This window comes from Curtobacterium sp. PsM8 (assembly GCF_030433875.1).
In the GTDB taxonomy this organism is placed as follows: Bacteria; Actinomycetota; Actinomycetes; order Actinomycetales; family Microbacteriaceae; genus Curtobacterium.
Map to the genome: position 1 here is coordinate 24,116 of NZ_JARUXD010000018.1, position 24,799 is coordinate 48,914.

At 68.2% G+C, this 24,799-nt stretch carries 31 protein-coding genes; 30 read left to right on the top strand and 1 reads right to left on the bottom strand.

What is annotated here, in order from left to right:
• Positions 1-27: 27 nt before the first annotated feature.
• The 16 genes from QCD68_RS06220 (at position 28) to QCD68_RS06295 (ending at position 16,651) form a co-directional block, all read left to right on the top strand.
• On the top strand, positions 28-1,494 hold the full coding sequence (locus QCD68_RS06220; protein WP_290157734.1) for a carboxypeptidase-like regulatory domain-containing protein: 1,467 nt from the start codon (positions 28-30) through the stop codon (positions 1,492-1,494).
• On the top strand, positions 1,491-2,195 hold the full coding sequence (locus tag QCD68_RS06225; RefSeq protein WP_290157735.1) for a PulJ/GspJ family protein: 705 nt from the start codon (positions 1,491-1,493) through the stop codon (positions 2,193-2,195). The genes QCD68_RS06220 and QCD68_RS06225 overlap by 4 nt, the downstream gene beginning before the upstream one ends.
• Complete coding sequence (locus QCD68_RS06230) at positions 2,192-4,072, top strand: hypothetical protein (protein WP_301222417.1); 1,881 nt, start codon at positions 2,192-2,194, stop codon at positions 4,070-4,072. The genes QCD68_RS06225 and QCD68_RS06230 overlap by 4 nt, the downstream gene beginning before the upstream one ends.
• Positions 4,069-4,911, top strand: a complete 843-nt coding sequence (locus tag QCD68_RS06235; RefSeq protein ID WP_301222418.1) for a prepilin peptidase — start codon at positions 4,069-4,071, stop codon at positions 4,909-4,911. Before QCD68_RS06230 ends, QCD68_RS06235 begins: the two co-directional genes overlap by 4 nt.
• A gap of 58 nt (positions 4,912-4,969) precedes the next feature.
• Positions 4,970-6,022 carry a type IV pilus assembly protein PilM gene (pilM, locus tag QCD68_RS06240; RefSeq protein ID WP_301222419.1) on the top strand — a complete coding sequence of 351 codons (1,053 nt, stop codon included), beginning with the start codon at positions 4,970-4,972 and terminating at the stop codon, positions 6,020-6,022.
• Positions 6,019-6,777, top strand: coding sequence for a hypothetical protein (locus QCD68_RS06245; RefSeq protein WP_301222420.1), 759 nt, complete (start codon positions 6,019-6,021; stop codon positions 6,775-6,777). The genes pilM and QCD68_RS06245 overlap by 4 nt, the downstream gene beginning before the upstream one ends.
• Positions 6,777-7,493, top strand: a complete 717-nt coding sequence (locus tag QCD68_RS06250) for a hypothetical protein (protein WP_301222421.1) — start codon at positions 6,777-6,779, stop codon at positions 7,491-7,493. Before QCD68_RS06245 ends, QCD68_RS06250 begins: the two co-directional genes overlap by 1 nt.
• 173 nt (positions 7,494-7,666) lie before the next feature.
• Entirely contained in the window at positions 7,667-8,254 is a 588-nt protein-coding gene (locus tag QCD68_RS06255) for a CBU_0592 family membrane protein (RefSeq protein ID WP_301222422.1), read from the top strand.
• Between the two features lie 42 nt (positions 8,255-8,296).
• The gene (locus QCD68_RS06260) at positions 8,297-8,752 is read left to right on the top strand and encodes a DUF6121 family protein (protein WP_221849448.1); all 456 of its coding nucleotides are present in this window, start codon (positions 8,297-8,299) and stop codon (positions 8,750-8,752) included.
• Between the two features lie 75 nt (positions 8,753-8,827).
• Positions 8,828-9,982, top strand: coding sequence for a hypothetical protein (locus QCD68_RS06265; protein ID WP_301222423.1), 1,155 nt, complete (start codon positions 8,828-8,830; stop codon positions 9,980-9,982).
• 262 nt (positions 9,983-10,244) lie between these two features.
• Complete coding sequence (rpsL, locus tag QCD68_RS06270) at positions 10,245-10,613, top strand: 30S ribosomal protein S12 (RefSeq protein WP_058728453.1); 369 nt, start codon at positions 10,245-10,247, stop codon at positions 10,611-10,613.
• Between the two features lie 5 nt (positions 10,614-10,618).
• Positions 10,619-11,089, top strand: coding sequence for a 30S ribosomal protein S7 (gene rpsG, locus QCD68_RS06275; RefSeq protein WP_110903576.1), 471 nt, complete (start codon positions 10,619-10,621; stop codon positions 11,087-11,089).
• 87 nt (positions 11,090-11,176) lie between these two features.
• Positions 11,177-13,294, top strand: a complete 2,118-nt coding sequence (gene fusA / locus QCD68_RS06280; RefSeq protein ID WP_301222424.1) for an elongation factor G — start codon at positions 11,177-11,179, stop codon at positions 13,292-13,294.
• Between the two features lie 148 nt (positions 13,295-13,442).
• Positions 13,443-14,630 carry an elongation factor Tu gene (gene tuf / locus QCD68_RS06285; protein WP_301222425.1) on the top strand — a complete coding sequence of 396 codons (1,188 nt, stop codon included), beginning with the start codon at positions 13,443-13,445 and terminating at the stop codon, positions 14,628-14,630.
• A gap of 147 nt (positions 14,631-14,777) precedes the next feature.
• Positions 14,778-15,755: a DNA topoisomerase IB gene (locus tag QCD68_RS06290; RefSeq protein WP_301222426.1), complete on the top strand. Its 978-nt coding sequence runs from the start codon at positions 14,778-14,780 to the stop codon at positions 15,753-15,755.
• Positions 15,756-15,853: 98 nt separating this feature from the next.
• Positions 15,854-16,651: a DarT ssDNA thymidine ADP-ribosyltransferase family protein gene (locus QCD68_RS06295; protein WP_111073939.1), complete on the top strand. Its 798-nt coding sequence runs from the start codon at positions 15,854-15,856 to the stop codon at positions 16,649-16,651.
• A 69-nt stretch (positions 16,652-16,720) separates the two neighbouring features.
• Here the strand turns inward: QCD68_RS06295 and QCD68_RS06300 are convergent, their stop codons facing one another.
• Complete coding sequence (locus QCD68_RS06300; RefSeq protein ID WP_301222427.1) at positions 16,721-17,518, bottom strand: TrmH family RNA methyltransferase; 798 nt, start codon at positions 17,516-17,518, stop codon at positions 16,721-16,723.
• A 501-nt stretch (positions 17,519-18,019) separates the two neighbouring features.
• On the opposite strand from QCD68_RS06300, the gene rpsJ reads away from it, so the two are divergent.
• Genes rpsJ through rplE form a run of 14 tightly spaced genes read left to right on the top strand, consistent with a single transcriptional unit; the run spans position 18,020 to position 24,708 of the window.
• A complete protein-coding gene (rpsJ, locus tag QCD68_RS06305; protein ID WP_110824248.1) occupies positions 18,020-18,328 on the top strand; it encodes a 30S ribosomal protein S10 in 309 nt (102 codons plus the stop codon).
• 14 nt (positions 18,329-18,342) lie between these two features.
• Entirely contained in the window at positions 18,343-18,996 is a 654-nt protein-coding gene (gene rplC / locus QCD68_RS06310; RefSeq protein WP_110903570.1) for a 50S ribosomal protein L3, read from the top strand.
• Between the two features lie 2 nt (positions 18,997-18,998).
• Complete coding sequence (gene rplD, locus QCD68_RS06315) at positions 18,999-19,658, top strand: 50S ribosomal protein L4 (RefSeq protein WP_111043491.1); 660 nt, start codon at positions 18,999-19,001, stop codon at positions 19,656-19,658.
• Entirely contained in the window at positions 19,655-19,954 is a 300-nt protein-coding gene (gene rplW / locus QCD68_RS06320) for a 50S ribosomal protein L23 (RefSeq protein WP_110824245.1), read from the top strand. Before rplD ends, rplW begins: the two co-directional genes overlap by 4 nt.
• Before the next feature lie 18 nt (positions 19,955-19,972).
• Positions 19,973-20,812, top strand: a complete 840-nt coding sequence (gene rplB, locus QCD68_RS06325) for a 50S ribosomal protein L2 (RefSeq protein ID WP_111073937.1) — start codon at positions 19,973-19,975, stop codon at positions 20,810-20,812.
• A gap of 11 nt (positions 20,813-20,823) precedes the next feature.
• Positions 20,824-21,105, top strand: a complete 282-nt coding sequence (gene rpsS, locus QCD68_RS06330; protein ID WP_017885529.1) for a 30S ribosomal protein S19 — start codon at positions 20,824-20,826, stop codon at positions 21,103-21,105.
• A gap of 25 nt (positions 21,106-21,130) precedes the next feature.
• The gene (gene rplV, locus QCD68_RS06335; protein ID WP_110903567.1) at positions 21,131-21,523 is read left to right on the top strand and encodes a 50S ribosomal protein L22; all 393 of its coding nucleotides are present in this window, start codon (positions 21,131-21,133) and stop codon (positions 21,521-21,523) included.
• Positions 21,523-22,335: a 30S ribosomal protein S3 gene (gene rpsC, locus QCD68_RS06340; RefSeq protein WP_111073936.1), complete on the top strand. Its 813-nt coding sequence runs from the start codon at positions 21,523-21,525 to the stop codon at positions 22,333-22,335. Before rplV ends, rpsC begins: the two co-directional genes overlap by 1 nt.
• A 2-nt stretch (positions 22,336-22,337) precedes the next feature.
• Entirely contained in the window at positions 22,338-22,757 is a 420-nt protein-coding gene (gene rplP, locus QCD68_RS06345) for a 50S ribosomal protein L16 (RefSeq protein WP_111073935.1), read from the top strand.
• Positions 22,757-23,077, top strand: a complete 321-nt coding sequence (rpmC, locus tag QCD68_RS06350; RefSeq protein WP_110903564.1) for a 50S ribosomal protein L29 — start codon at positions 22,757-22,759, stop codon at positions 23,075-23,077. Before rplP ends, rpmC begins: the two co-directional genes overlap by 1 nt.
• Positions 23,077-23,361 (top strand): 30S ribosomal protein S17, encoded by a 285-nt coding sequence (rpsQ, locus tag QCD68_RS06355; RefSeq protein WP_111073934.1) that lies wholly within the window; start codon positions 23,077-23,079, stop codon positions 23,359-23,361. The genes rpmC and rpsQ overlap by 1 nt, the downstream gene beginning before the upstream one ends.
• A gap of 31 nt (positions 23,362-23,392) precedes the next feature.
• Positions 23,393-23,761, top strand: a complete 369-nt coding sequence (gene rplN, locus QCD68_RS06360) for a 50S ribosomal protein L14 (protein WP_110903562.1) — start codon at positions 23,393-23,395, stop codon at positions 23,759-23,761.
• A gap of 3 nt (positions 23,762-23,764) precedes the next feature.
• A complete protein-coding gene (gene rplX / locus QCD68_RS06365) occupies positions 23,765-24,118 on the top strand; it encodes a 50S ribosomal protein L24 (RefSeq protein ID WP_111073933.1) in 354 nt (117 codons plus the stop codon).
• Entirely contained in the window at positions 24,118-24,708 is a 591-nt protein-coding gene (gene rplE / locus QCD68_RS06370) for a 50S ribosomal protein L5 (protein ID WP_111073932.1), read from the top strand. Before rplX ends, rplE begins: the two co-directional genes overlap by 1 nt.
• The last annotated feature ends 91 nt before the right edge of the window (positions 24,709-24,799 follow it).

Sequence of the window (24,799 nt, forward strand, 5' to 3'; positions counted from 1 at the left end):
CCAGCTGAACGAGCGGAGGAGGTGACCATGATCCAGCGACTACGACGCGTCCTGCGCCCTGTCGACGCCACCGAGCGTGAGACCGGCAGCAGCATCATCGAGGTGATGGTCGCGATGATGGTCTTCGCCGTCATGTCCGTCGGCATCGCCTACGGCATCGCGAACACGCTCCAGCTCACCCAGACCAGCCGTGGACGCGAGACCGCCGTGGCTTTGGCCTCGCAGGACATCGACATGCTGCGCCAGACCGCGGCGGCGACGACGACCGGCATCTTCGACGTCGTCAGCGCGCGCGGTGACGACAACTCCTCGACCATCGGCGGGCTGACGTACCAGGTCGACCGGAAGGTGTCCTGGGTCCAGAGTGACGGCGCGAGCGGCGCGTGCGGCACGTCCAACGGCAAGCTCGCGTACAAGAGCGTCGTCGAGACGGTGTCGTGGCCGAATCCCCGCGGAGGCTCGAGCTCGACGTCCGTCACCTCCGCCATCGCTCCGAGTGACGCCGTCACCGACCCCGGCTACGGCACGATCATCATCTCGGTGGCCGATGCGTCGGGTGCGCCATACCCCGGTGTCACCATCAGCGTCACGCCCGTCGGGGGCGGGACGGGGTCGGCGCTGACGAAGAGCCCGCTGCCCACGGACGCGCAGGGCTGCTCCTACGCGGTCAACGTCGTGCAGGGTGACTACACGGTCACCGCGAACACGCCCGGTGGCATCGACACCGACCAGCAGCAACCCTCGAAGCAGTCGCCGATCTCGGTCACGGCCGGGGCCAGCGCACCGGTTCCGTTCGTCTACGACCGGGCGAGCACGATGCGCTTCCAGTACGCACCGACGTACAACGCCACGGTGCCGACGAACATGGTGACCACGCTGTCCAGCTCGGTCGGCGGTCTCGATCCCGTGTCGCCGTGGGACACGACCAGCAAGACGGTGCAGATCACCTCGACGACGGTCCCGAGCCCGTCCGCGGCGGTGTTCCCCTTCACGTCGGGGTACACCGTCCTCGCCGGTCCGTACTCGAACAGCCTCGACGGCACGAAGAACTGCCTGAGTCCGAGCCCCGCGTCGTGGACCACCCCGAACTCGACGGGCAACGTCGGCGTGGGCACGGCGGTGGTACCGGCGCCGGCGGGCAGCCCCTCGGATGCGCCGGTGATGATGGGGGTCGCCACGGTCAAGGGCGTCAAGGGCCGTTACCTCACCGCCGTCTCGTCGTCGACACCCGGCCCCGGGGACCCCGGGTGCGCGGCGGGCATGACGATGAAGTTCCCGGTCGCCGGTGCCGACGTGGCCACCATCGCACTGCCGTTCGGCACGTGGACCATCTCGTCCGGAACCACCTTCGGGTCGACGACGAAGAACGAGATCGCCTCGAACGCCTCGAACGTCGCCCCCGTCACCAACGGTTCCGTCAACCGGAAGACCGCCCTGGTGATCATCAGCTACGACAACACCCTCACTCTCGACCCCCGGGGGCAGATCCGATGACACGGTTCCTCCGACGGCTGCACCGCGGTCAGTCCGGCATCAGCCTCAGTGAGCTCCTCGTGTCGATGAGCGTCGCCTCCATCATCATCATCGCGGTCGGCGGGTTCTTCGTGGCCACGCTCCGAGCAGGCTCGACGAACTCGACGTCCGACCAGAACTCGCGGGTCGCGTCGAGCGTCATGAACTCCGTCACGCGCTACGTGCACGCCGCCAGCCTGCTGCCGAAGGCCGACGGGTCGTCCGTGCCGGCCGTCGTCGAGGCGACCCCGACGAAGCTCACCTTCACCGCGTTCATCAACCTGGACGGGAACACCACGGACAAGCCGGTGCTCGTCCGTTACTCGCTCAACAGCGCTCAGCGGGTCGTGTTCGACCAGTGGGACGGCACGGCGACGAACGGCTTCTACTCCTTCCCGGCGCCCACGCAGACGCCGACCAGGAGCCTGGTGATCGGCGGGCCGATCGCGTCCCCGACCAGTGACGGGGACGCGCTCTTCACGTACCTCGGGGCCGACGGGAAGGCCGTGGCTGCTCCCGCGTCCGGGATCGTCCCGACGACCGGCCTCGGGAGCATCCGGGCGGTGCAGGTGAACCTGGAACTCGGATCGACCACGGCCGGCAAGCCGGCGAACACGCACCTCCAGAACACCCTCTACCTGTTCAACGTCGTCTACGGCACGTCCGTGGGAACGACGCCGTGATCCGCCGGCTGATCCGGACACTCCGGCGGACGCACGAGGACGAGCGCGGCGTCGTCCTCGCCAACGTGCTGATCTTCGGCACGGTGATGATGCTCCTCGTCGCGACGATGATCGCCGTCTCGACCTCCGGCGCTGTGAAGTCCGCCGCCGACCGCAACTTCCAGAACGCCATGGCGGCCGCGTACGCAGGCCTCGCCGACTACCAGGCGAAGCTGTCGAACGACAACGGGTACGCGTTGTACGGCAACACGAACGCCCAGTTCAGCAAGGCGACCGGATCCTCGTTCACCGGCAACGACTCGAACATCGCCTTCACGAACACCGGGACCCAGTGGGCGCCGGTGATCGGGTCATCAGACCAGTCCTTCCGCTACGAGGTCGACAACTCGGACTACTCGGCGAAGGGCGTCCTCCGTGTCCGCGTCACCGGGAAGTCCGGTGCGAGCGTGCGTTCCCTCGTCGCGAACCTCAAAGGGGACGGGTTCATCAACTACCTGTACTTCACGAACTACGAGTCGTCGAACCCTGCGCTCACGGGGTCGTCGTGCATGACGGCGTACCAGTGGCAGACCGCTGTCAGCGGCAAGTGCTCGCCGGTGCAGTTCGCCGGCAGCGACGTCCTGAACGGACCGATCCGGACGAACGACGTGTTCACCGCGGCGTGCTCGACCACGTTCACGAGCTCGGTCGAACAGCACGACGCCACCGTGCGGTCCTCCGGCGGCGGCTGCAACGGGGTGTTCAAGGGTGGGGCGCCGTCCACCGTGCCCTACCTCGGGCTCCCCGCGCTGAACTCCAACATGTCGCAGGAGACCCGTACTGACATCCCTGCGACGGTCCCGCGGCCGGGGTGCCTCTACACCGGTCCGACCCGTGTCTCCTTCCTGGGGAACGGGAACATGACGGTGTGGTCGCCGTGGTCGAAGGCGACGCAGGTCAAGGTCTCGAGCTCGACCGGGGAGGTCACGAAGAGCGACGACATCGCGAAGGCGGCGTCGCTCTGCGGGACCATCGACGCACTGCAGAGCGCGGCGGGTGCCACCATCCCGACCCTGCCCGCGAACTTGATGTACGTGCAGGACATCCCGTCGGCGGCGAACAACGTGAACACCTGGCCGGCTGGCACGATCCCGTCGAAGTACTCGAACACGTACTGCTCAACCGCGGTCACCGTCCAGGGCGGGAAGGCGTCGACGAAGTCGAACCAGCCCTACAGCAACGGTCAGGGCTTCCCGGCCACGAACGAGTGGATCAACACCGGTTCCGCGAACAACTACCGCACCGGTTCGGTGTCGGACACGTACTCCTGCACGGCCGGCGACCTCTTCGTGAGCGGTGGGTTCTCCGGCGCGATGACGATGGTCGCGTCGGGGACCATCTGGGTCACCGGGGACATCACGTACAGCGACCCGACGAACGACATCCTCGGCCTCGTCGGACAGAACGCGGTCGAGATCTACAACCCTGCGCAGTGCTCCGCGTACCCGACGTCGTTCGGAACGGTCGACTACTCGCGCTGCACCAGCGGCGGAGTCGGCCTCCTCAACCGCGGCTACGGTGCCAAGATCACCATCAGTGCCGCGATCGCGAGCAACGCGGGCACGTTCTGGAACCAGAACTACGACATCGGTTCGCAGCTCGGTGTCCTCAAGGTCATCGGCTCGATCGCACAGAACTGGCGTGGTGCAGTCGCGACGACCGGTGGCACCGGATTCGTCAAGAACTACGTGTACGACCAGCGCCTCCTCACCACGGCCCCGCCGAAGTTCCTCCAGCCGGTGTCGACCTCGTACGGTGTCACGACCCAGGTCGAGGTGCAGTCCGCGTACAAGACCGACGGCTCGTGTGCCACGACCACGACCGGGGTGTGCCGATGACCGCGGCCACGACGGACCTCACTCCGCTCGTCGTGGTCTTCAGCGGGATCCTCGGCATCGTCATCGGTTCGTTCCTCAACGTCGTCGTCTACCGGGTGCCCGCCGGCCGATCCGTGGTGGCCCCCGCGAGCGCCTGCCCGCAGTGCGGCCACGCCATCCGCCGTCGGGACAACGTCCCGGTCCTGTCGTGGTTGGTCCTCCGCGGTCGCTGCCGTGACTGCGGGGCGCCGATCTCGGTGCGCTACCCGGCTGTCGAACTGGGCACCGGCCTGCTCTTCGCCCTGGTCGCCGTCGTCGCGTCCCCGGCGACGACCACCACCGCGCGGGACACCACGGGGGCGGTGCTCGTGTTCGTCGGGCTCCTCTTCCTGATGGCCGCGAGCGTCGCGCTGGCGTTGATCGACCTGGACACCCACACGTTGCCGAACGCGATCGTGTACCCGGCTGCCGCCGTGCTCGTCGTCGTGCTCCTCGGCGCCTCCGTCGCGGACGGCGACCTCTTCCCGTTCCTGCGTGGTCTCATCGGCGCAGCCGTCCTGGGGGGCGCCTACCTGGTCCTCGCTCTCGCCGTGCCCGGCGGGATGGGGCTCGGCGACGTGAAGTTGGCAGTCGTCCTCGGACTCGTGCTCGCGTACCTCGGATGGGGACCCCTCGCAGTGGGAGCTTTCGGCGCGTTCCTCGTCGGCGGTACGGTCGCGATCGTGCTCCTCGCGCTCGGTCGTGTGCAGCGGCGGGGCGGGATCCCCTTCGGGCCGTCGATGCTCGTCGGAGCGTGGCTCGGGATCGCCTTCGGAGCGCCGCTCTGGCAGGGCTACCTGGGGTTCCTGGGCCTCGCCTGACCGCTTCGACACTGACTCCCTGACCCGACCGAACCACACCAGAACCGAGAGCAGCAGCATGAGCAAGAGCATCGTGGGCGTCGACATCGCCGGATCGTCGATCCGTGCCGTCGAGGTGGCTGACGCGGACCGTGCGCGACCGACCCTGGTCCGGTTCGCCGAGGTGCCGACACCGGAGGGTGCCGTCAGCCGCGGCGAGGTCCTCGAACCGAACACGGTGGCGGCAGCGCTCCGGCAGCTCTGGAGCGTCGGGCGGTTCCGGTCGAAGAACGTGGTGCTCGGGATGGGCAACCAGCGTGTCCTGTCCCGCGACCTCACGGTCCCGCAGGCGCCTCTCGCGCAGATCCGCGAGAGCTTGCCGTTCCAGGTGCAGGACATGCTCCCCGTGCCGGTCGGTGACGCGATCCTCGACTTCTACCCGACCTCCGAGAGCCAGAGTGAGAACGGCCCCGTGGTGCACGGCTTGCTCATCGCCGCGATCAAGGACGCCGTCCTCGCGAACGTCCGCGCGGTCCAACTGGCCGGGCTGAACCCGGTCGGTGTGGACCTCATCCCGTTCGCCCTGACGCGGGTGCTGGTCGGCCGACAAGGACGTCCGGGAACCGTGGCGCTCGTCCAGCTGGGGGCCGACACCACCAGCGTCGTGCTCGCGACGAACGGCATCCCCCAGTTCGTGCGGATCATCCCGAGTGGCGGGAACGACATCACCAAGACGCTGTCAGGGCGGATCGAGATCCCGTTCGACCAGGCGGAGGCCGTCAAGCGGCACCTCGGCCTGGGCTCCGGCGGTCGGACGGTCGACGATGCGCGTGCCGTCGCGGCGACCCACGACGCGGCCAGTGAACTCATCGCGAGCCTCCGGAACACGATCAACTACTTCGCGAACACCCGACCGTCTGAACCGGTCAGCCAGATCGTCCTCGTCGGTGGCGGGGCACGGCTCATCGGTCTCCGCGAAGCCCTCGCAGAGCAGACACGCCTCCCGGTCGACCTCGGGAGTGCCTTCACGGGGGTGGCGACGGCACGGTCCCTCCGACCGGAGGACGTCGCCGACCACGGCGACGCGATCAGTGTCGCCTTCGGACTCGCAGTCGGGAGCAGAGCCGCATGACCAGCGCGCAGAACAGACCGTTGACCCTGCCCTTCTCGAAGCGGGCGCGGCCATCCGGCGACGCGGCGTCCACGCCCGTGCGGCAGAGCGTCCCGAAGAAGCGGCCAGCGGTGTCCGGGTCGGCGATCCGGGAACCCCGTGTCAACCTGTTGCCGACCGAGGTGCACGTCGATCGCCGGGAGCGGACGACAGCTCGACGCGCCTGGATGGGTGTCCTCGTGGCCCTCGCCGTGGTCGTCCTCGCGACCGGGGCTGCCATCGCCCGCCAGATCGACTCCGCCTCGTCCCTCTCCGCTGCGCAGGAGGCGACGTCGTCCCTGCTCGCGCAGCAGCAGCGCTACTCCGAGGTGCGGAGCGCTGAGGCCGACACCAAGGTCCTCCAGTCCGCCCAGGCTGTCGGTGGGTCGACTGAGATCGACTGGGACTCGACGCTGTCCGGCATCCGTGCGGTGCTCCCCGAGGGCGTCAGCATCTCGGCGATGACGATCGACTCCGCCAGTCCGACCCAGGCCTTCGAGCAGTCGAGTGTCCCGCTCCAGGGCCAGCGGGTCGCGACACTCTCGCTCACCCTGCGAACCGCGACGATCCCCTCCGTCCCGGACTGGAACGACCGACTGTCCACCCTCCCGGGCTACGCCGACTCGACGATCGCCTCGATCTCCCTGAACGCAGACACCGGTGAGTACAGCGCGGTGGTGCAGGTCAACCTGGACGCCGACGCGTACGACGGCAAGTACACGAAGGCGGACGACTGATGAACAAGAACAAGCTCTCGCTCGTCATCGCACTCGTGATGACGGTCGCCGTGCTCGCCGGCGGGTGGTTCCTCGGTGTCCAGCCACAGCTCGCTCAGGCTGCCGCCAACGGCACCCAGCAGGAGACGATCGACAGCACGAACCGGACGAACCAGCTGGAGCTCGCTCGGTTGGCCAAGGCGGCCGACTCGCTGAGCACGACGAAGTCCGAACTCGCGACACTGCGGGCTTCCGTTCCCGCGGCCATGGACACGACGCCCTTCCTCAAGGCGCTGGACGGCTACGCGTCGGCTGCCGGGGTCGTCGTCACGACGATCACCCTCGGCGATGCCGCACCCTACGAAGCGCCGGCCGCCGCCGCTGCTCCGTCGGACGCGTCCTCGGCGACGCCCTCGGCGACACCGAGTGCCACCCCCAGCCCGACCAGCAGCCCGTCGGCCATTCCGGCCGTCCCCAGCGCGCCCGCACCGCTCACCGACGCGGCGATCACGGGTACGGACTTCACGGTGATCCCGGTCACCGTCGCCGTCACCGGCTCCTACGACCAGGCACTCGCCTTCACGAAGTCCGTCCAGACCGGTGAGCGTCTGTTCCTCGTGAACCGCATCGCGGCCACTGACGTCGACGAGAGCGGTCCTCCGATGACGAGCCAGGCGTGGTCGCTGTCCGGATCCGTGTACGTCCTCAGGGGCACCTCGGACGACGCCGGCAAGTAGCCGGACGGACCGCCCCCACCACCCCCGCACCGGGGCCGCCCCGCCACGCCGCTCGCACTTCCGCCACGCCGCCGGCCACGTTTACGATGCTGCTCGGGCCCGCGCTCGCGGCCGCCCATCTCCCTCTCGGACGCCCGCGAAACGGGTGCTCCTCGTCGTGCCCGGAGTCGCGCGTGTTCGTCGGTGTCATCGAGTTCCTCGGCTGGTTCGGAGCAGGAACCGTCCTCGCCGGTTATCTGCTCTTCTCGCTCGGCAAGATCCCGAACGGCCCGGTGTACCAGCTGTTCAACCTCGTCGGAGGGATCGCCGTCGCCGTCAACGTGGCCGCTCACCACGCGGTGCCGTCGACGATCGTCAACGGCATCTGGGCGGTCGTCGCAGCCGTGGTCCTCGTCCGGATGGGTCTCCGCCGGCGCCGGAGCAGCACGAGTGGGGAGCCCACTGCCCGCTCCACCGACCTCCACGCCGAACTCCCGACGACCACGGCGGTCCTGCCGGTGATCGGCCCGGCACTGCGTGACCACGAGGCGGACGTCACCGCGACCCCGGAGCCGACCCCGGGCCTCCCGGCCGTGCCCGGCGACAGCACCGGAACCGGAACCGGCACCGACGCCCCCGCCCCGATGACCGAGAGCGTCCCCGTCATCACCGCGACGATCGCGCTCGCCCTCGTCCGCGCAGCCACCCAGCAGCACGCCACCCAGCAGCGCCACGCCGCCCAGCACCACGCCCCCGAGCCGGAACGCGCCGACGCCCCGTAGCCACCACCCCGACCGTCGGCGGGTGAGGGCTACGATCAGCGCATGTCCCGGTGGTTGGTGGCGACGATGACGTCCGTCCTGTTCATCGCGCTCGTCATCGCCGTGGCGGGCTTCGAAGCGCTGCTCGCCGACGCCGAGGCGATCCGCCAACCCGACGCCACCCCGTACCTCGGGCCCGGCATGGTGGTCGGCGCCGCGATCGTGGTGTTCCTCGCGACCGCGACGGGCGCCCGTGAGGGCAACCCCGGCATCACCGGTCTGGTCGCCGCCGCGACGACGTACCTGGTCATGCTCGGCGTGGGCGCGGTGGGCTACGCCCTGGTCCGGTCCGACGTCGCCGAGCTCCTGGTGTTCCCCGCGGGGTACGCCCTCAGCCCCTTCGTGGTGGGTGCGGTCGTCGTCGCTCTCCTGACCGTCGTCGGCGGCATCTCCGCCGTGCGCTGGCAGGCGAGTCATCCACAGGAGCCCCAGCAGCCACCGGTCCGTCCACAGGACTGACGGGAGGCCCGCACCACCCCCGCCTCGGCCGGTACGATTCCGGGGAAGCGCTGACCGACGCACCATGGGGGACCGATGACCGACCGAGCTGACCGCACGCCGGGCTGGGAGTCGGTGCCGGACGACGAGTCCCTGCACGGCGACCGCGCCCTGCCACCCGCCATGACGGCTGTCCAGCCGACGCCGACGCCGGGCGCGACCGGGCGGCGGCGCGGGCTGCGCCGCGGTGCGGTCGTCGGCATCGTGGCCGGGGCTGCGGCACTGGTCCTGCTCGTGGTCGCCGGGGGGATCGGCTGGTCCGTCGGATCGGACGCGCACTCGGCGGAGCGCCCGGTGCAGTCCTTCCTCGACGACGTCGAGCACGGCCACCTCGCCGACGCGCTCCGGACGGCCGGCATCGACCGTGAGAAGAGCGACGTGCTGCTGACCGACGCGGTCTACGCCCGTGTCGGCGACAAGATCACGGCGCACCGGATCACCTCGGTGGACCAGCAGTCGGACCACGCGACCGTCCGGACCGTCCTGACCCAGGCCGGGCGGATCGTCCCGGCGACGTTCGAACTCGAACGCACGGGCACCGACTGGGGCGTCTTCCCGGTGTGGTCGCTGCGGGCACCGGTGCTCGGGTCGGTGCAGGTCGCGGTGCAGGGGCCGCCTCGCAGCACCGTGCAGGTCGCGGGCGCCGACGTCCGGACCGACTCGTCCGGCACCGCTTCGCTCCGGGCGTTCCCGGGGTCGTACGGAGTGCACCTCGACGGCGGCAAGTGGTTCACCGCGACGGACTCGACGGCGCCCGTCCCGGGGTTCGGCGCGACCGGGACCCCGGTCGTGGTGGCGACGACCCTGACGGAAGCCGGGTCGACGGCGGCGTCGGCTGCGGTGGACGCATGGGTGGACGCCTGCGTGGCCGCACCGACCGCGGCTCCGGATGGCTGCAGCTTCTACGCCTACGGCGAGGATCCGGACAACACCTACACCGACCAGAAGTGGACACTCGAGTCCCGCCCGTCCGTCGCCGTCGGGGGATGGGCGTCGAAGGGGTGGGCGGTCTCGACTCGTTCGGCGGGTTCCGCGACGTTCCGCGCACAGTTCACGGGTCCCGAGGGCCGCGGCACCGCGACCGCCGGGCCGATCACCGTGCGCGCGTCCGGCTGGATCACGGGGTTCGGCGACGACGGGGCCACGTTCGTGTCCGCCGTCGGCAACGCGCAGTCCGAGTCGGGGTCCTGACGCCCCGTCCGGAGCTCGTCGCCGCCGTCACGCCGACAGCGGACGGGCCGGTCGGCGGGTTACCACGGATTGACCTCGTCTGTCACGACGGCTAGGCTCTTCTGGGTGTGCGCCTTCGGGCGCGCCCAGATCTTGCAGGCCTCCGGCCTCCCGATCACTCCATCCCCCATCTCCCTCCGCCGTCAGGCGTTGGTCCGCGTGGGATGAGGAAGCCGACGGACCGCGTCGGCCAGAGAGCACGAGCGAAGAACCAGGAGAACAGTTGCCTACCATCCAGCAGCTCGTTCGCAAGGGTCGTACGCCGAAGGTCGTCAAGACCAAGGCGCCGGCACTGAAGGCGAACCCCCAGCAGCGTGGCGTGTGCACCCGCGTCTACACGACCACCCCGAAGAAGCCGAACTCCGCCCTGCGCAAGGTCGCTCGTGTGAAGCTCTCGAACGGCACCGAGGTCACGGCCTACATCCCCGGTGAGGGCCACAACCTCCAGGAGCACTCGATGGTGCTCGTCCGCGGCGGTCGTGTGAAGGACCTCCCGGGTGTGCGCTACAAGATCATCCGCGGTGCCCTGGACACCCAGGCCGTCAAGAACCGTAAGCAGGCTCGTAGCCGCTACGGTGCGAAGAAGGGTTGAGTTAGATGCCTCGTAAGGGTCCCGCCCCGAAGCGCCCCGTCGTCGCCGATCCGGTCTACGGCGCCCCCGTCGTCAGCCAGCTCGTCAACAAGATCCTCCTCGACGGCAAGAAGGGCCTCGCCGAGCGCATCGTCTACGACGCGCTCGAAGGTGTCTCGTCGAAGAACGGCCAGGACGCCGTCGTCACGCTGAAGAAGGCGCTCGACAACGTCCGTCCGACCCTCGAGGTCCGTAGCCGCCGCGTCGGTGGCTCGACCTACCAGGTCCCGGTCGAGGTCAAGCCGCACCGTGCGAACACCCTCGCGCTCCGCTGGCTCACCTCGTACGCCAAGGGCCGTCGCGAGAAGACGATGACCGAGCGTCTCATGAACGAGATCCTCGACGCGTCGAACGGTCTCGGTGCCGCGGTCAAGCGCCGTGAGGACACCCACAAGATGGCCGAGTCGAACAAGGCCTTCGCCCACTACCGCTGGTAGTCATCCGGCACCGTCCGGGTGCCTCGGCCAAGAGCCGCGGCACCCGGACGGCCGCCACCCTCTCCTACAACTCTCCCGGAGGAACCTGTGGCACAGGACGTGCTCACCGACCTGAACAAGGTCCGCAACATCGGCATCATGGCGCACATCGATGCCGGCAAGACCACGACGACCGAGCGCATCCTGTTCTACACGGGCATCACGCACAAGATCGGTGAGGTCCACGACGGCGCTGCCACGATGGACTGGATGGCGCAGGAGCAGGAACGCGGCATCACGATCACGTCGGCCGCGACGACCTGCTTCTGGGACAACAACCAGATCAACATCATCGACACCCCGGGTCACGTGGACTTCACGGTCGAGGTGGAGCGTTCGCTCCGCGTCCTCGACGGTGCCGTCGCCGTCTTCGACGGCAAGGAGGGCGTCGAGCCCCAGTCCGAGACCGTGTGGCGTCAGGCTGACAAGTACAACGTCCCGCGTATCTGCTTCGTCAACAAGATGGACAAGCTGGGCGCCGACTTCTACTACACCGTCGACACCATCGTGAACCGCCTCGGTGCGGAGCCCCTCGTGCTCCAGCTGCCGATCGGTGCCGAGAGCTCCTTCGAGGGCATCGTCGACCTGGTCGAGATGCGTGCACTCACGTGGCGCGGTGACGCCAAGGGTGACGTCGAGATGGGTGCGAAGTACACCATCGAGGAGATCCCGGCCGACCTGGCCGACCGTGCCGCCGAGTACCGCGAGAAGCTCATCGAGCGCGTGGCCGAGGCGGACGACGCCCTCATGGAGCGCTACCTCGACGGTGACACCGACTTCTCGGTCGCCGAGATCAAGGCCGCCATCCGCGCCCTCACGGTGAGCAGCACCCTCTACCCGATCCTCTGCGGCTCGGCGTTCAAGAACCGTGGCGTGCAGCCGATGCTCGACGCGGTCATCGACTACCTCCCCTCGCCCCTCGACGTCCCGCCGATGATCGGCCACGACGTCAAGGACGAAGAGGTCGAGATCATCCGCAAGCCGGAGTCGTCCGAGCCCTTCTCGGCTCTCGCGTTCAAGGTCGCGGTGCACCCGTTCTTCGGTCGCCTCACCTACGTCCGCGTGTACTCCGGTCACATCGACTCCGGTGCCCAGGTCATCAACTCGACCAAGGGCAAGAAGGAGCGCATCGGCAAGATCTTCCAGATGCACTCCAACAAGGAGAACCCGGTCGACTCGGTCACCGCGGGCCACATCTACGCGGTCATCGGCCTCAAGGACACGACCACGGGTGACACCCTGTGCGACCCGTCCAACCAGGTCGTCCTCGAGTCGATGACGTTCCCGGAGCCGGTCATCGAGGTCGCCATCGAGCCGAACACGAAGGCCGACCAGGAGAAGCTCTCGGTCGCCATCCAGAAGCTCGCTGAAGAGGACCCGACGTTCCGCGTCGAGCAGAACGCCGAGACCGGTCAGACGACGATCAAGGGCATGGGCGAGCTCCACCTCGACATCCTCGTCGACCGCATGAAGCGTGAGTTCAAGGTCGAGGCGAACGTCGGCAAGCCGCAGGTGGCCTACCGCGAGACCCTCACCAAGATCGTCGAGCGCTACGACTACACCCACAAGAAGCAGACCGGTGGATCCGGTCAGTTCGCGAAGGTGCAGATCGCGCTCGAGCCGATGCCCGTCACCGCCGAGAAGGTGTACGAGTTCGTGAACGGCGTGACCGGTGGTCGCGTTCCCCGCGAGTACATCCCCTCGGTCGATGCAGGCATCCAGGACGCGATGCAGGTCGGCGTCCTCGCCGGCTTCCCGACCGTCGGTGTCAAGGCGACCCTCAAGGACGGCGCGGCGCACGACGTCGACTCGTCCGAGATGGCGTTCAAGATCGCCGGCTCGATCGCGTACAAGGAAGCGGCCCGCAAGGCCGGTCCCGTGCTGCTCGAGCCGATCATGGCCGTCGAGGTCCGTACGCCCGAGGAGTACATGGGCGACGTCATCGGTGACCTGAACTCGCGTCGTGGGCAGATCTCCGAGATGACGGATGCGTCCGGCGTCAAGGTGGTCCGTGCAAGCGTCCCGCTGTCCGAGATGTTCGGCTACGTTGGCGACCTGCGCTCCAAGACCTCTGGTCGTGCTGTCTTCTCCATGGTGTTCGAGACCTACAACGAGGTCCCGCGCAACGTGGCAGACGAGATCATCCAGAAGAGCACCGGGGCCTGACGCTCCCGCGTCATCCCCAGGCGAGGGTGCCCGGCGACGGGCCCCTCGCCACCAAGTAAAGTAGAGACACACACACCGCGCGCCAACAGCGCAGGACCGACCAGGTCCTGCTGGGGGCGACGCATCCGAGTCCTGAGGAGGACCCACAGTGGCCAAGGCCAAGTTCGAGCGGACCAAGCCGCACGTCAACATCGGAACCATCGGTCACGTCGACCACGGCAAGACCACGCTCACGGCGGCGATCACCAAGGTTCTGCACGACCAGTACCCGGACCTCAACGAGGCCCGCGACTTCGCGCAGATCGACAACGCTCCCGAAGAGCGCCAGCGCGGCATCACGATCAACATCTCGCACGTCGAGTACCAGACGGAGAAGCGCCACTACGCGCACGTCGACGCTCCTGGTCACGCTGACTACGTGAAGAACATGATCACCGGTGCGGCCCAGATGGACGGCGCGATCCTCGTGGTCGCCGCCACCGACGGCCCGATGCCCCAGACGCGTGAGCACGTGCTGCTCGCCCGCCAGGTCGGCGTCCCGTACATCGTCGTCGCGCTGAACAAGTCCGACATGGTGGACGACGAGGAGATCCTGGAGCTCGTCGAGCTCGAGGTCCGCGAGCTCCTCGGCTCGCAGGAGTTCGACGAGGACGCCCCCGTCGTGCAGGTCTCGGCGCTCAAGGCGCTCGAGGGCGACGAGAAGTGGGTCAAGTCCGTCCAGGACCTGATGGCCGCCGTCGACGAGAACGTCCCGGACCCGGTGCGCGCCACCGACCAGCCGTTCCTCATGCCGATCGAGGACGTCTTCACGATCACCGGTCGTGGCACCGTCGTCACCGGTCGCGTCGAGCGTGGCGAGCTGGACCTCAACTCCGAGGTCGAGATCGTCGGCATCAAGGCGACCCAGAAGACCACGGTCACGGGCATCGAGATGTTCCGCAAGCTGCTGGACAAGGCAGTCGCCGGTGACAACACCGGTCTGCTCATCCGTGGCCTCAAGCGCGAAGACGTCGAGCGCGGCCAGGTCGTCGTGAAGCCGGGTTCGGTCACGCCGCACACCGAGTTCACCGCGAACGCGTACATCCTGAACAAGGAAGAGGGCGGTCGTCACAACCCGTTCTACGCGAACTACCGCCCGCAGTTCTACTTCCGCACCACGGACGTCACCGGCGTCATCACGCTGCCCGAGGGCACCGAGATGGTCATGCCCGGTGACACCGTCGCCATGACGGTCGAGCTGATCCAGCCGATCGCCATGGAAGAGGGCCTCCGCTTCGCCATCCGTGAGGGTGGCCGCACGGTCGGCGCTGGCACGGTCGAGAAGATCATCAAGTAACTCCGGTTACCTGCGAGAGCGGGGTCGGGCCTTCGGGTCCGGCCCCGCTTCCGTTTCCCCTGCGATGCGAGCCAGCCCAGAGCCGCCAGACGCACCGGGGTACGTTCCTGCTCGGTCGAGCAGCGCCGGTGGTGTTGCATCAGGTCCGTGACACGCCTCCGCCGTTCCTCGACCAAGGGTCGTGGCTACCACCGTGTCCGCAGTGGCTCGGGGTTCTCGTACAAGGATCCCCACGGCACGACCGTGACCGACCCGGAGGTGCGGAAGCGCCTCGAGGACCTCGTGATCCCGCCGGCCTGGGACGACGTCTGGATCTCCCCGTACGAGAACGGCCACATCCTGGCCACCGGGATCGACGGTGCCGGGCGTCGGCAGTACATGTACCACCCGTCCTGGCGCGACCGGATGGACAAGATCAAGTACGACCGGGCGCTCGCGCTGGCCGAGTCCCTGCCCACGGCACGGCGGATGGTAACCCAGGACCTCCGCCGTCCGGAGCCCGACCGTCGTCGTGCACTGGCCGCGGCCTTCCGGATGCTCGACCAGGGTTCACTGCGTGTCGGGTCGGAGCGGTACGCCACCGAGCACGGCAGCCACGGGCTCTCCACGCTCCTCTGCACGCACGCACACATCTCCGGGGACGACATCGAGCTCGAGTTCCCCGGCAAGAGCCACCAGGCGTGGTCGTCGACGATCCACGACGCCGACCTGGCCCGGGTCCTGGTCGGCATGAAGCGTCGGGGGCCGACCGCGCGTCTGCTGTCGTTCCGGGAGCGCCGCGGTGACGACTGGGAGCCGGTGACGGCAGAGGACATCAACGCCTACGTCAAGGAGCGTGCGGGGGAGGACTTCACCGCGAAGGACTTCCGGACGCTGCACGGCACGGTCGCGGCGGCGGTCGACCTGGCTGAGACGGGCGTGCTGTCGAGCCAGGCGAAGCGGAAGAAGGCCATCTCGCACGCCGTCAAGGCCGCCAGCGAGGTCCTGGGCAACACACCGACCGTCGCGAGACAGAGTTACATCGACCCCAGGCTGCTCGACGCGTACGAACACGGCGAGACGATCGACCCCGAACGACTGCACGCGGCCGAGTCCGAGGTCCGGGCACTGCTCTACCGACAATGACGGGGTGGAGTCGTGAACGGTCGTCGGCGGCGCCGGGATGACGTAGCGTTGGTGGTCGTGCCCGCCCACCCCACGAGGCACGGAAGGACCCATCAGTCGTGACCGACGAGTGCATCCACGGTTTCCCCATCGAACTCTGCGACATCTGCTCCCCACGGCAGCGTGATCCGGAAGACATCATCAAGACCCCGACGCCACGGCGGACCCGCGTGACCACGTCGCTGCGGTCGACCCCGTCGACGCCGGGTGGCAAGGTCCCCGAGCAGGTCCTGCCGGCGACCCGTGACTTCGGTGCGCTGCGCGCCCACCACGTCACCCACATCGACAACCTCGCGGGCATCGTCGCCGAGGGCGCCGTCCTGGCGTCCGACCAGGCGACGCCGGCGGTCGACGTCAGCTCCGCTGCCACCCGGGAGGCGCGTGGTGCGGCCACCGCCCCCGACGGTTCCAGCGTGGCCGGCCACGTGCCGTTCACCCTCTCGCCCGACGCCCGCCGGTGGGACGAGCTCCGCTCCGGCGCGGAGGAGGACCGCTGGTCGGATGCCGCGCGTCGGACGCGTGCGACCGAGTTCGTCGTCCTCGTGGTGCCGACGACCGCCTTCGGTGCGTCCGTGATCCTGGCGGACACCGACGCCGACGACCCGGACGTGCGTTTCGCGGTCGGCCCGGATGCGGCGACGAACCTGCTCCGCCGCACCGACATCACCGACCCGTCGATGCACGGCGTGGAGCTGCTGGCCGGGCCGCGCGTGCCGCTGTCGTCCGTCGCCCTGGTGGGTGTGCCGAACGACCGCGTCCGCCAGCAGGTGAAGGCCGTCTTCGCCGAGCAGGGTGGTCCGGCCCCCCGTGTGGCGGTCTTCCCGCCGTGGTTCGTCCCGCCGCTGCCTGAGGACTGATCCCCGGATGCCGAGAACGCCCCGGACCGCACGAGCGGACCGGGGCGTTCGGCGTTCTCCGTCCGGAGGTCAGGCGTTCCGGCGACTGCGGGCGTAGAGCACGATGCCCGCGACGACGGAGACGTTGAGCGACTCGACACTGCTGTCGATCGGGACCGAGACGGTGTCCGCCGCGAGGTCCTGCAGCACGTCTGACGCGCCGGTCTTCTCGGCGCCGAGCAGCAGCGCCACGTCGCCCTCGAGCGCGCCGAGTGACTCGGGGGAGAGCGAGCCGTCCATGTCGACGTCGACGACCCGCAGGCCGGACTCGCCGAGCCAGCGGGCGACGCGCTCGCGGGTCTCGAGCAGCACCGGGACCGAGAAGACGTGCCCACGGCTGGCGCGGACCACACGGCGGTCGGCGATGGTCGCCAGGTCGCTGTCGACGAGGACCACGCCGCGGGCGCCGAGACCGACGGCGGTGCGGACGATCGCGCCGATGTTGCCGACGATCTTCACCCCGTCGAGGACCAGCACGTCGCCCGTGCCCTCCGCCAGGGCCGAGAAGCGCGCGGGTGCCGGGATGTTCGCGACGCCGAAGACCTTCGGGCGCTTCTCGCTCCGGAACACCTTGGTGAGCACCGCCGGTTCGACGAGCCGCACCGACACCTGGAGTTCGGCGCACAGGGCGGCCAGGTCGGCGGGGAACTCGCGTGTGGACTCCCCGTAGACCTCGACGAACCGGACGCCGGCGCGCAGGGCCTGCACGAGCGGCTCCTGGTCCTCGACGATCGCGGTCCGGACGGTGCCGCGCGCGGGCTTGGCGAGGTCGCTGAGCCGCTGGACAGCCGGGTCGGAGGGGTCGGCGAGCACATCGAGTTCGGGCATGTCCGAAGGCTAACAGCGGTGCTGCGGAGCCTCGGTGGTGAGCCGGACCGGCGGGCGTGACCCGAGCCTCCAGACCGGCTCCGGACAGCCGTCGGGAGGCGGTCCGGGAGGCCCGTGGCGGGCTCCTCGACACGCCGCCCAGATCGCGACACGCCCGGGTTGCACGGATGCGGGGCCTATGGGAGACTTGTCCGGTTCCGAAGTTCCGCGGGTGTTCGCGCCCGTGGGGTCACTGCTCTGACAGTGCACAACCCCCTTGTCCAGCAGGGCTGGGTTGGGCCGCAGGCAGCAGAACACGTTCGACATCCGCCAGCACCTCGGTGCGCGGGTGGCGACATGCCCACGCGTGTGCCCCGGGTACTCGCGCGGTTGACAGGAGAACAGCGGTCATCCCCTGCGGTGGAGCCGGTGGTTCACGTAAACAGCCGGGCACGCGACAGCGGAGCCCCGGCGGCGTCAGGCGGCCTGAGGGTGCGCGGCGCAGAGAGGACAGGAAAACACATGGCGGGACAGAAGATCCGCATCCGGCTCAAGTCGTACGACCACGAGGTCATCGACACGTCGGCCCGGAAGATCGTCGACACGGTGACCCGTGCCGGTGCAACTGTGGTCGGCCCGGTGCCGCTCCCCACCGAGAAGAACGTGATCCCCGTGATCCGTTCCCCTCACAAGTACAAGGACTCGCGCGAGCACTTCGAGAAGCGCACGCACAAGCGGGTCATCGACATCGTCGACCCGACGCCGAAGGCCGTCGACTCGCTCATGCGTCTCGACCTCCCGGCCGACGTCAACATCGAGATCAAGCTGTAAGGGGGCTGGAACTCATGGCGAACTCAACCAAGACCGTCAAGGGCCTCCTCGGCAAGAAGCTCGGGATGACCCAGGTGTGGGACGAGAACAACAAGTTCATCCCCGTCACCGTGATCGAGGTCGGCCCGAACGTGGTCACCCAGATCCGCAACATCGAGCGCGACGGCTACGAGGCGATCCAGATCGCCGCGGGCCAGATCGACCCCCGCAAGGTGAACAAGCCGGCCGCTGGCCACTTCGAGGCCGCCGGTGTCACGCCGCGTCGCACCCTCACCGAGATCCGCACGAACGACTCCGCGGAGTACTCGCTCGGTCAGGAGCTGACCGTCGACACGTTCGAGGCCGGCCAGAAGGTCGACGTCGTCGGCACCAGCAAGGGCAAGGGCTTCGCCGGTGTCATGAAGCGTCACAACTTCGCCGGTGTCTCCGCCTCGCACGGTTCGCACCGCAACCACCGCAAGCCCGGTTCGATCGGCGCCTCCTCGACCCCGTCGCGTGTCTTCAAGGGCATGCGCATGGCCGGTCGTATGGGTGGCGACCGCGTGACCGTCCTCAACCTCACGGTCCACGCCGTCGACGCCGAGAAGGGTCTGCTGCTCGTCAAGGGCGCCGTCCCCGGTGCTCGTGGCCGTTCCGTCTTCGTCCGCACCGCCGTGAAGGGTAAGTGATCATGGCCACCACGACCGCAACCACGATCGACGTCCTCGACGCCTCGGGCGTGAAGTCCGGCTCCGTCGAGCTCCCCGCAGCGATCTTCGACGTCGAGACCAACGTCCCGCTCATCCACCAGGTCGTCACCGCGCAGCTCGCCGCCGCGCGTCAGGGCACCCACAAGACCAAGAACCGTGGCGAAGTCCGCGGCTCGGGTCGCAAGCCGTTCAAGCAGAAGGGCACCGGCCGCGCCCGTCAGGGTTCGGTCCGCGCTCCGGAGCACACCGGTGGTGGCGTCGTCCACGGACCGACCCCGCGTGACTACTCGCAGCGCACCCCGAAGAAGATGATCGCCGCAGCTCTGCTCGGCTCGCTCTCGGACCGCGCCCGCGGTGGCCGCATCTCCGCTGTGGAGGGCTTCGTCGAGGCAGAACTGCCGTCGACCAAGACCGCTCGCACGCTGCTCGAGAAGGTCGCACCCGTCAAGCACGTGCTCATCGTGCTCGAGTCGGGCGACGAGCTGACGCTGAAGAGCGTCCGCAACCTGCCGAACGTCCACGCGCTCTCGTACGGCCAGCTGAACGCCTACGACGTCCTCCGTGCGGACGCCGTCGTCTTCAGCAAGAGCGCCCTCGACGCCTTCATCGCGTCGAAGACCGCGAAGGAGATCACCGCATGAGCGGCTTCAACAAGGACCCGCGCGACATCATCATCTCGCCGGTCGTGTCGGAGAAGAGCTACGGCCTCATCGACCAGGGCAAGTACACGTTCCTCGTGGACCCCCGTGCGAACAAGACCGAGATCAAGCTCGCGATCGAGAAGATCTTCGACGTCAAGGTCGCCGGCATCAACACGCTGAACCGTCCGGGCAAGACCCGCCGGACCAAGTTCGGGATCGGCAAGCGCAAGGACACCAAGCGCGCCATCGTGACGCTCAAGTCCGGTTCGATCGACATCTTCACGGCTGTCGGCTGAGGACCAGAGGGATAAATCATGGCTATTCGTAACTACAAGCCCACGACCCCCGGTCGTCGCGGCTCCTCGGTCTCCGACTTCGCCGAGATCACTCGTTCCACCCCGGAGAAGTCCCTGCTCCGTCCGCTGCCGAAGACCGGTGGCCGGAACAGCTCGGGCCGCATCACGACCCGTCACATCGGTGGTGGACACAAGCGCCAGTACCGCGTGATCGACTTCCGTCGTGCGGACAAGGACGGCGTCGACGCCAAGGTCGCTCACATCGAGTACGACCCGAACCGCACGGCGCGCATCGCGCTCCTGCACTTCGTGGACGGCACCAAGCGCTACATCATCGCGCCGAACAAGCTCAAGCAGGGCGACGTCGTCGAGACGGGCCCTGGCGCTGACATCAAACCCGGCAACAACCTGCCGCTGCGCAACATCCCGGTCGGTACGGTCGTGCACGCGATCGAGCTCCGCCCCGGTGGCGGCGCCAAGCTCGCCCGCTCCGCCGGCGCCTCGGTGCGTCTCGTCGCCAAGGACGGCCCCTACGCGCAGCTCCGTCTGCCGTCGGGTGAAGTCCGCAACGTCGACGCCCGCTGCCGCGCCACGATCGGCGAGGTCGGCAACGCCGAGCAGTCGAACATCAACTGGGGCAAGGCCGGCCGCATGCGCTGGAAGGGCGTCCGCCCGACGGTGCGTGGTGTCGCGATGAACCCGGTCGACCACCCGCACGGTGGTGGTGAAGGCAAGACCTCCGGTGGCCGTCACCCGGTCAGCCCCTGGGGCCAGGCCGAGGGTCGTACGCGCAAGCCGAACAAGCCGAGCGACAAGCTCATCGTCCGTCGCCGTAACGCCGGCAAGAAGCGCAAGTAGGAGTTCCGAAGATGCCACGCAGTCTGAAGAAGGGCCCCTTCGTCGACGAGCACCTGCTCCGCAAGGTCGTCACGCAGAACGAGGCCAACACCAAGAACGTGATCCGCACGTGGTCGCGACGGTCGATGATCGTCCCGAACATGCTCGGTCACACCATCGCCGTGCACGACGGCCGGAAGCACATCCCGGTCTTCGTCACCGAGTCGATGGTCGGTCACAAGCTCGGCGAGTTCGCGCCGACCCGCACCTTCCGCGGCCACGTGAAGGACGACAAGAAGGGCCGTCGCCGCTAACGCGGCGACGCAGAGGAGGAACGAAATGGTGGAGTCGATCGCACGCGTGCGACACATCCGCGTCACGCCTCAGAAGGCCCGTCGCGTCATCCAGCTGATCCGCGGCAAGCAGGCCCACGAGGCGCTCGCCATCCTGAAGTTCGCCCCCCAGGGCGCTTCCGAGCCCGTGTACAAGCTGGTCGCCTCGGCGATCGCGAACGCACGGGTCAAGGCGGACTCGACGAACAGCTTCCTCGACGAGCGCGACCTCTACGTGAGCAGCGTCTTCGTCGACGAGGGCACGACCCTGAAGCGGTTCCAGCCGCGCGCCCAGGGCCGCGCCTTCCGCATCAACAAGCGCACGAGCCACATCACGGTCGTCCTCGCGACGCCGGATGAGGCCGAGGCCGCCGCGACGAGCAAGAAGGCGAGCAAGTAATGGGCCAGAAGGTCAACCCGTACGGCTTCCGTCTCGGGATCACGACGGACCACATCTCCCACTGGTTCGCCGACAGCACGAAGAAGGGTCAGCGTTACGCCGACTTCGTGGCCGAGGACGTCAAGATCCGTCAGTTCCTGACGAAGAGCCTCGACCGCGCGGGCGTTGCCCGCATCGAGCTGGAGCGCACCCGTGACCGCGTCCGCGTGGACATCCACACGGCGCGCCCGGGCATCGTCATCGGTCGCCGCGGCGCCGAGGCGGAGCGCATCCGGAGCGAGCTCGAGAAGCTCACCAAGAAGCAGATCCAGCTCAACATCCTCGAGGTCAAGAACCCCGAGACCGAGGCCCAGCTCGTCGCGCAGGGCATCGCCGAGCAGCTCTCCGCTCGTGTCGCGTTCCGTCGCGCCATGCGCAAGGGCCTGCAGGGTGCACAGCGCGCCGGCGCCAAGGGTGTCCGCATCCAGGTGTCGGGCCGCCTCGGTGGCGCCGAGATGTCCCGCTCGGAGTTCTACCGCGAGGGCCGCGTGCCCCTGCACACCCTCCGCGCGAACATCGACTACGGCTTCTACGAGGCTCGGACCACCTTCGGTCGTATCGGCGTGAAGGTCTGGATCTACAAGGGCGACATCACGAACAAGGAGCTCGCTCGCGAGCAGGCGAACCAGCGTTCGTCGCGCCCGGAGCGTCGTGGCGGCGGCAACGACCGTCGTGGCGGCGGCCCCCGTGGCGACCGCAACGAGCGCGGTGGCGACCGTCGCGAGCAGCAGGCCCCGCAGGACGCGCCGGCCGGCGCAGGAGTTGAGGCGTAACCATGCTTATCCCCCGTCGAGTCAAGCACCGCAAGCAGCACCACCCGAAGCGTTCGGGCCAGGCGACCGGTGGCACGAAGGTCTCCTTCGGTGAGTACGGAATCCAGGCGCTCACCCCGGCCTACGTGACCAACCGTCAGATCGAGTCCGCTCGTATCGCCATGACGCGTCACATCAAGCGTGGCGGCAAGGTGTGGATCAACATCTACCCGGACCGCCCGCTGACCAAGAAGCCGGCTGAGACCCGAATGGGTTCCGGTAAGGGTTCGCCCGAGTGGTGGGTCGCCAACGTCAAGCCGGGTCGCGTGCTCTTCGAGCTCGCCGGTGTGAGCGACGAGGTCGCTCGCGAGGCACTGACCCGTGCAATTCACAAGCTGCCCCTCAAGGCACGCATCATCAAGCGCGAGGAGGGCGACGCATAATGGCGATCGGTTCCAAGGAGCTCCGTCCGACGGAGCTCGACACGTTCGAGAACGAGCGTCTCGCTGACGAGCTGAAGAAGGCCAAGGAGGAGCTGTTCAACCTCCGCTTCCAGTCGGCCACCGGCCAGCTGGAGAGCCACGGCCGTCTCCGTGCCGTCAAGCGCGACATCGCGCGCATCTACACCGTGCTCCGTGAGCGCGAGCTCGGCATCCGTGCCACGCCCGCGCCCGTCGAGACCGCCCCGAAGGCCAAGAAGTCGTCGAAGAAGGCCGAGAAGCCGGCTGAGTCGACCGAGGCCGCGACCGCCGAGGAGAACTGATGGCCACCGAAGAGAAGGACTCCGCCGCCGTCACCCGCGGCTACCGCAAGACCCGTCGTGGCTACGTCACGAGCGACAAGATGGACAAGACGATCGTCGTCGAGGTCGAGGACCGCGTGAAGCACCCCCTCTACGGCAAGGTCATCCGTCGCACGTCGAAGGTCAAGGCCCACGACGAGCAGGGTTCCGCCGGTGTCGGCGACCTGGTCGTCATCAGCGAGACCCGTCCCCTCAGCGCCACGAAGCGCTGGCGCCTGGTCGAGATCCTCGAGAAGGCCAAGTAGGCCTCGGCCCGCTTCGGAACAGGAGACAACAGTGATTCAGCAGGAATCCCGCCTGAAGGTGGCTGACAACACGGGCGCCAAGGAGATCCTCACCATCCGTGTTCTCGGCGGCTCGGGTCGTCGCTACGCCGGCCTCGGTGACGTCATCGTCGCCACGGTGAAGGACGCCATCCCCGGCGGCAACGTGAAGAAGGGTGACGTCGTCAAGGCGGTCATCGTTCGCACCAAGAAGGAGACCCGTCGTGCCGACGGCTCCTACATCAAGTTCGACGAGAACGCGGCAGTGATCCTCAAGGCTGACGGCGACCCGCGCGGAACCCGTATCTTCGGGCCGATCGGTCGCGAGCTCCGTGACAAGAAGTTCATGAAGATCATCTCGCTCGCGCCGGAGGTGCTGTAAGCCATGGCGAACATCAAGAAGGGTGACCTGGTCCAGGTCATCACCGGTGCCACGCAGGAGCGTGGCGGCGACCGCGGCAAGCAGGGCAAGGTCATCGAGGTCCGCGGCGACCGTCTGGTCGTCGAGGGCATCAACTTCGTGACCAAGCACGTCCGCGTCGGTCAGACCCAGCGCGGCTCGAAGACCGGTGGGATCGAGCAGCACGAAGCTCCGATCCACGTGTCGAACGTCGCGATCGTCGACCCGAAGACCAAGAAGCCGACCCGCGTCGGCTTCCGCAACGAAGAGGTGGAGAAGGACGGCGTCACCAAGACCGTCCGCGTCCGCTACGCCAAGAAGTCTGGTGAGAAGCTCTGATGACCGACACGACTGCCGCGACTGCTGAGAAAGTTCAGCCGCGCCTGAAGCAGAAGTACCGCAACGAGATCAAGGCGGCCCTGACCGAACAGTTCGGTTACGGGAACGTCAACCAGGTCCCCGGCCTGGTCAAGGTCGTCGTCAACACCGGTGTCGGTGAGGCCGCTCGCGACTCGAAGATCATCGAAGGTGCCATCAAGGACCTCACGGCGATCACGGGTCAGAAGCCCCAGGTCACGCTGGCCCGCAAGTCCATCGCGCAGTTCAAGCTGCGTGAGGGCCAGGCCATCGGCGCACACGTCACCCTCCGCGGTGACCGTGCGTGGGAGTTCCTGGACCGCCTGCTGTCGCTGGCGCTCCCGCGCATCCGCGACTTCCGTGGTCTGAGCGACCGCCAGTTCGACGGCAACGGCAACTACACCTTCGGTCTCTCGGAGCAGAGCGTGTTCCACGAGATCGACCAGGACCGCATCGACCGCGTGCGTGGCTTCGACATCACTGTCGTCACCACCGCGAAGACGGACGACGAAGGCCGCGCGCTGCTCCGTCAGCTCGGCTTCCCGTTCCGTTCGGGCGAGCAGACGGTCTAAGCTACTCCGGGCGGTGCGGGCCGGAGGAGTTCATCTCCTCCGGCCCGCACGCACGAAGTCACACCGATCCCGGGGAACCGCCCTGGGATCA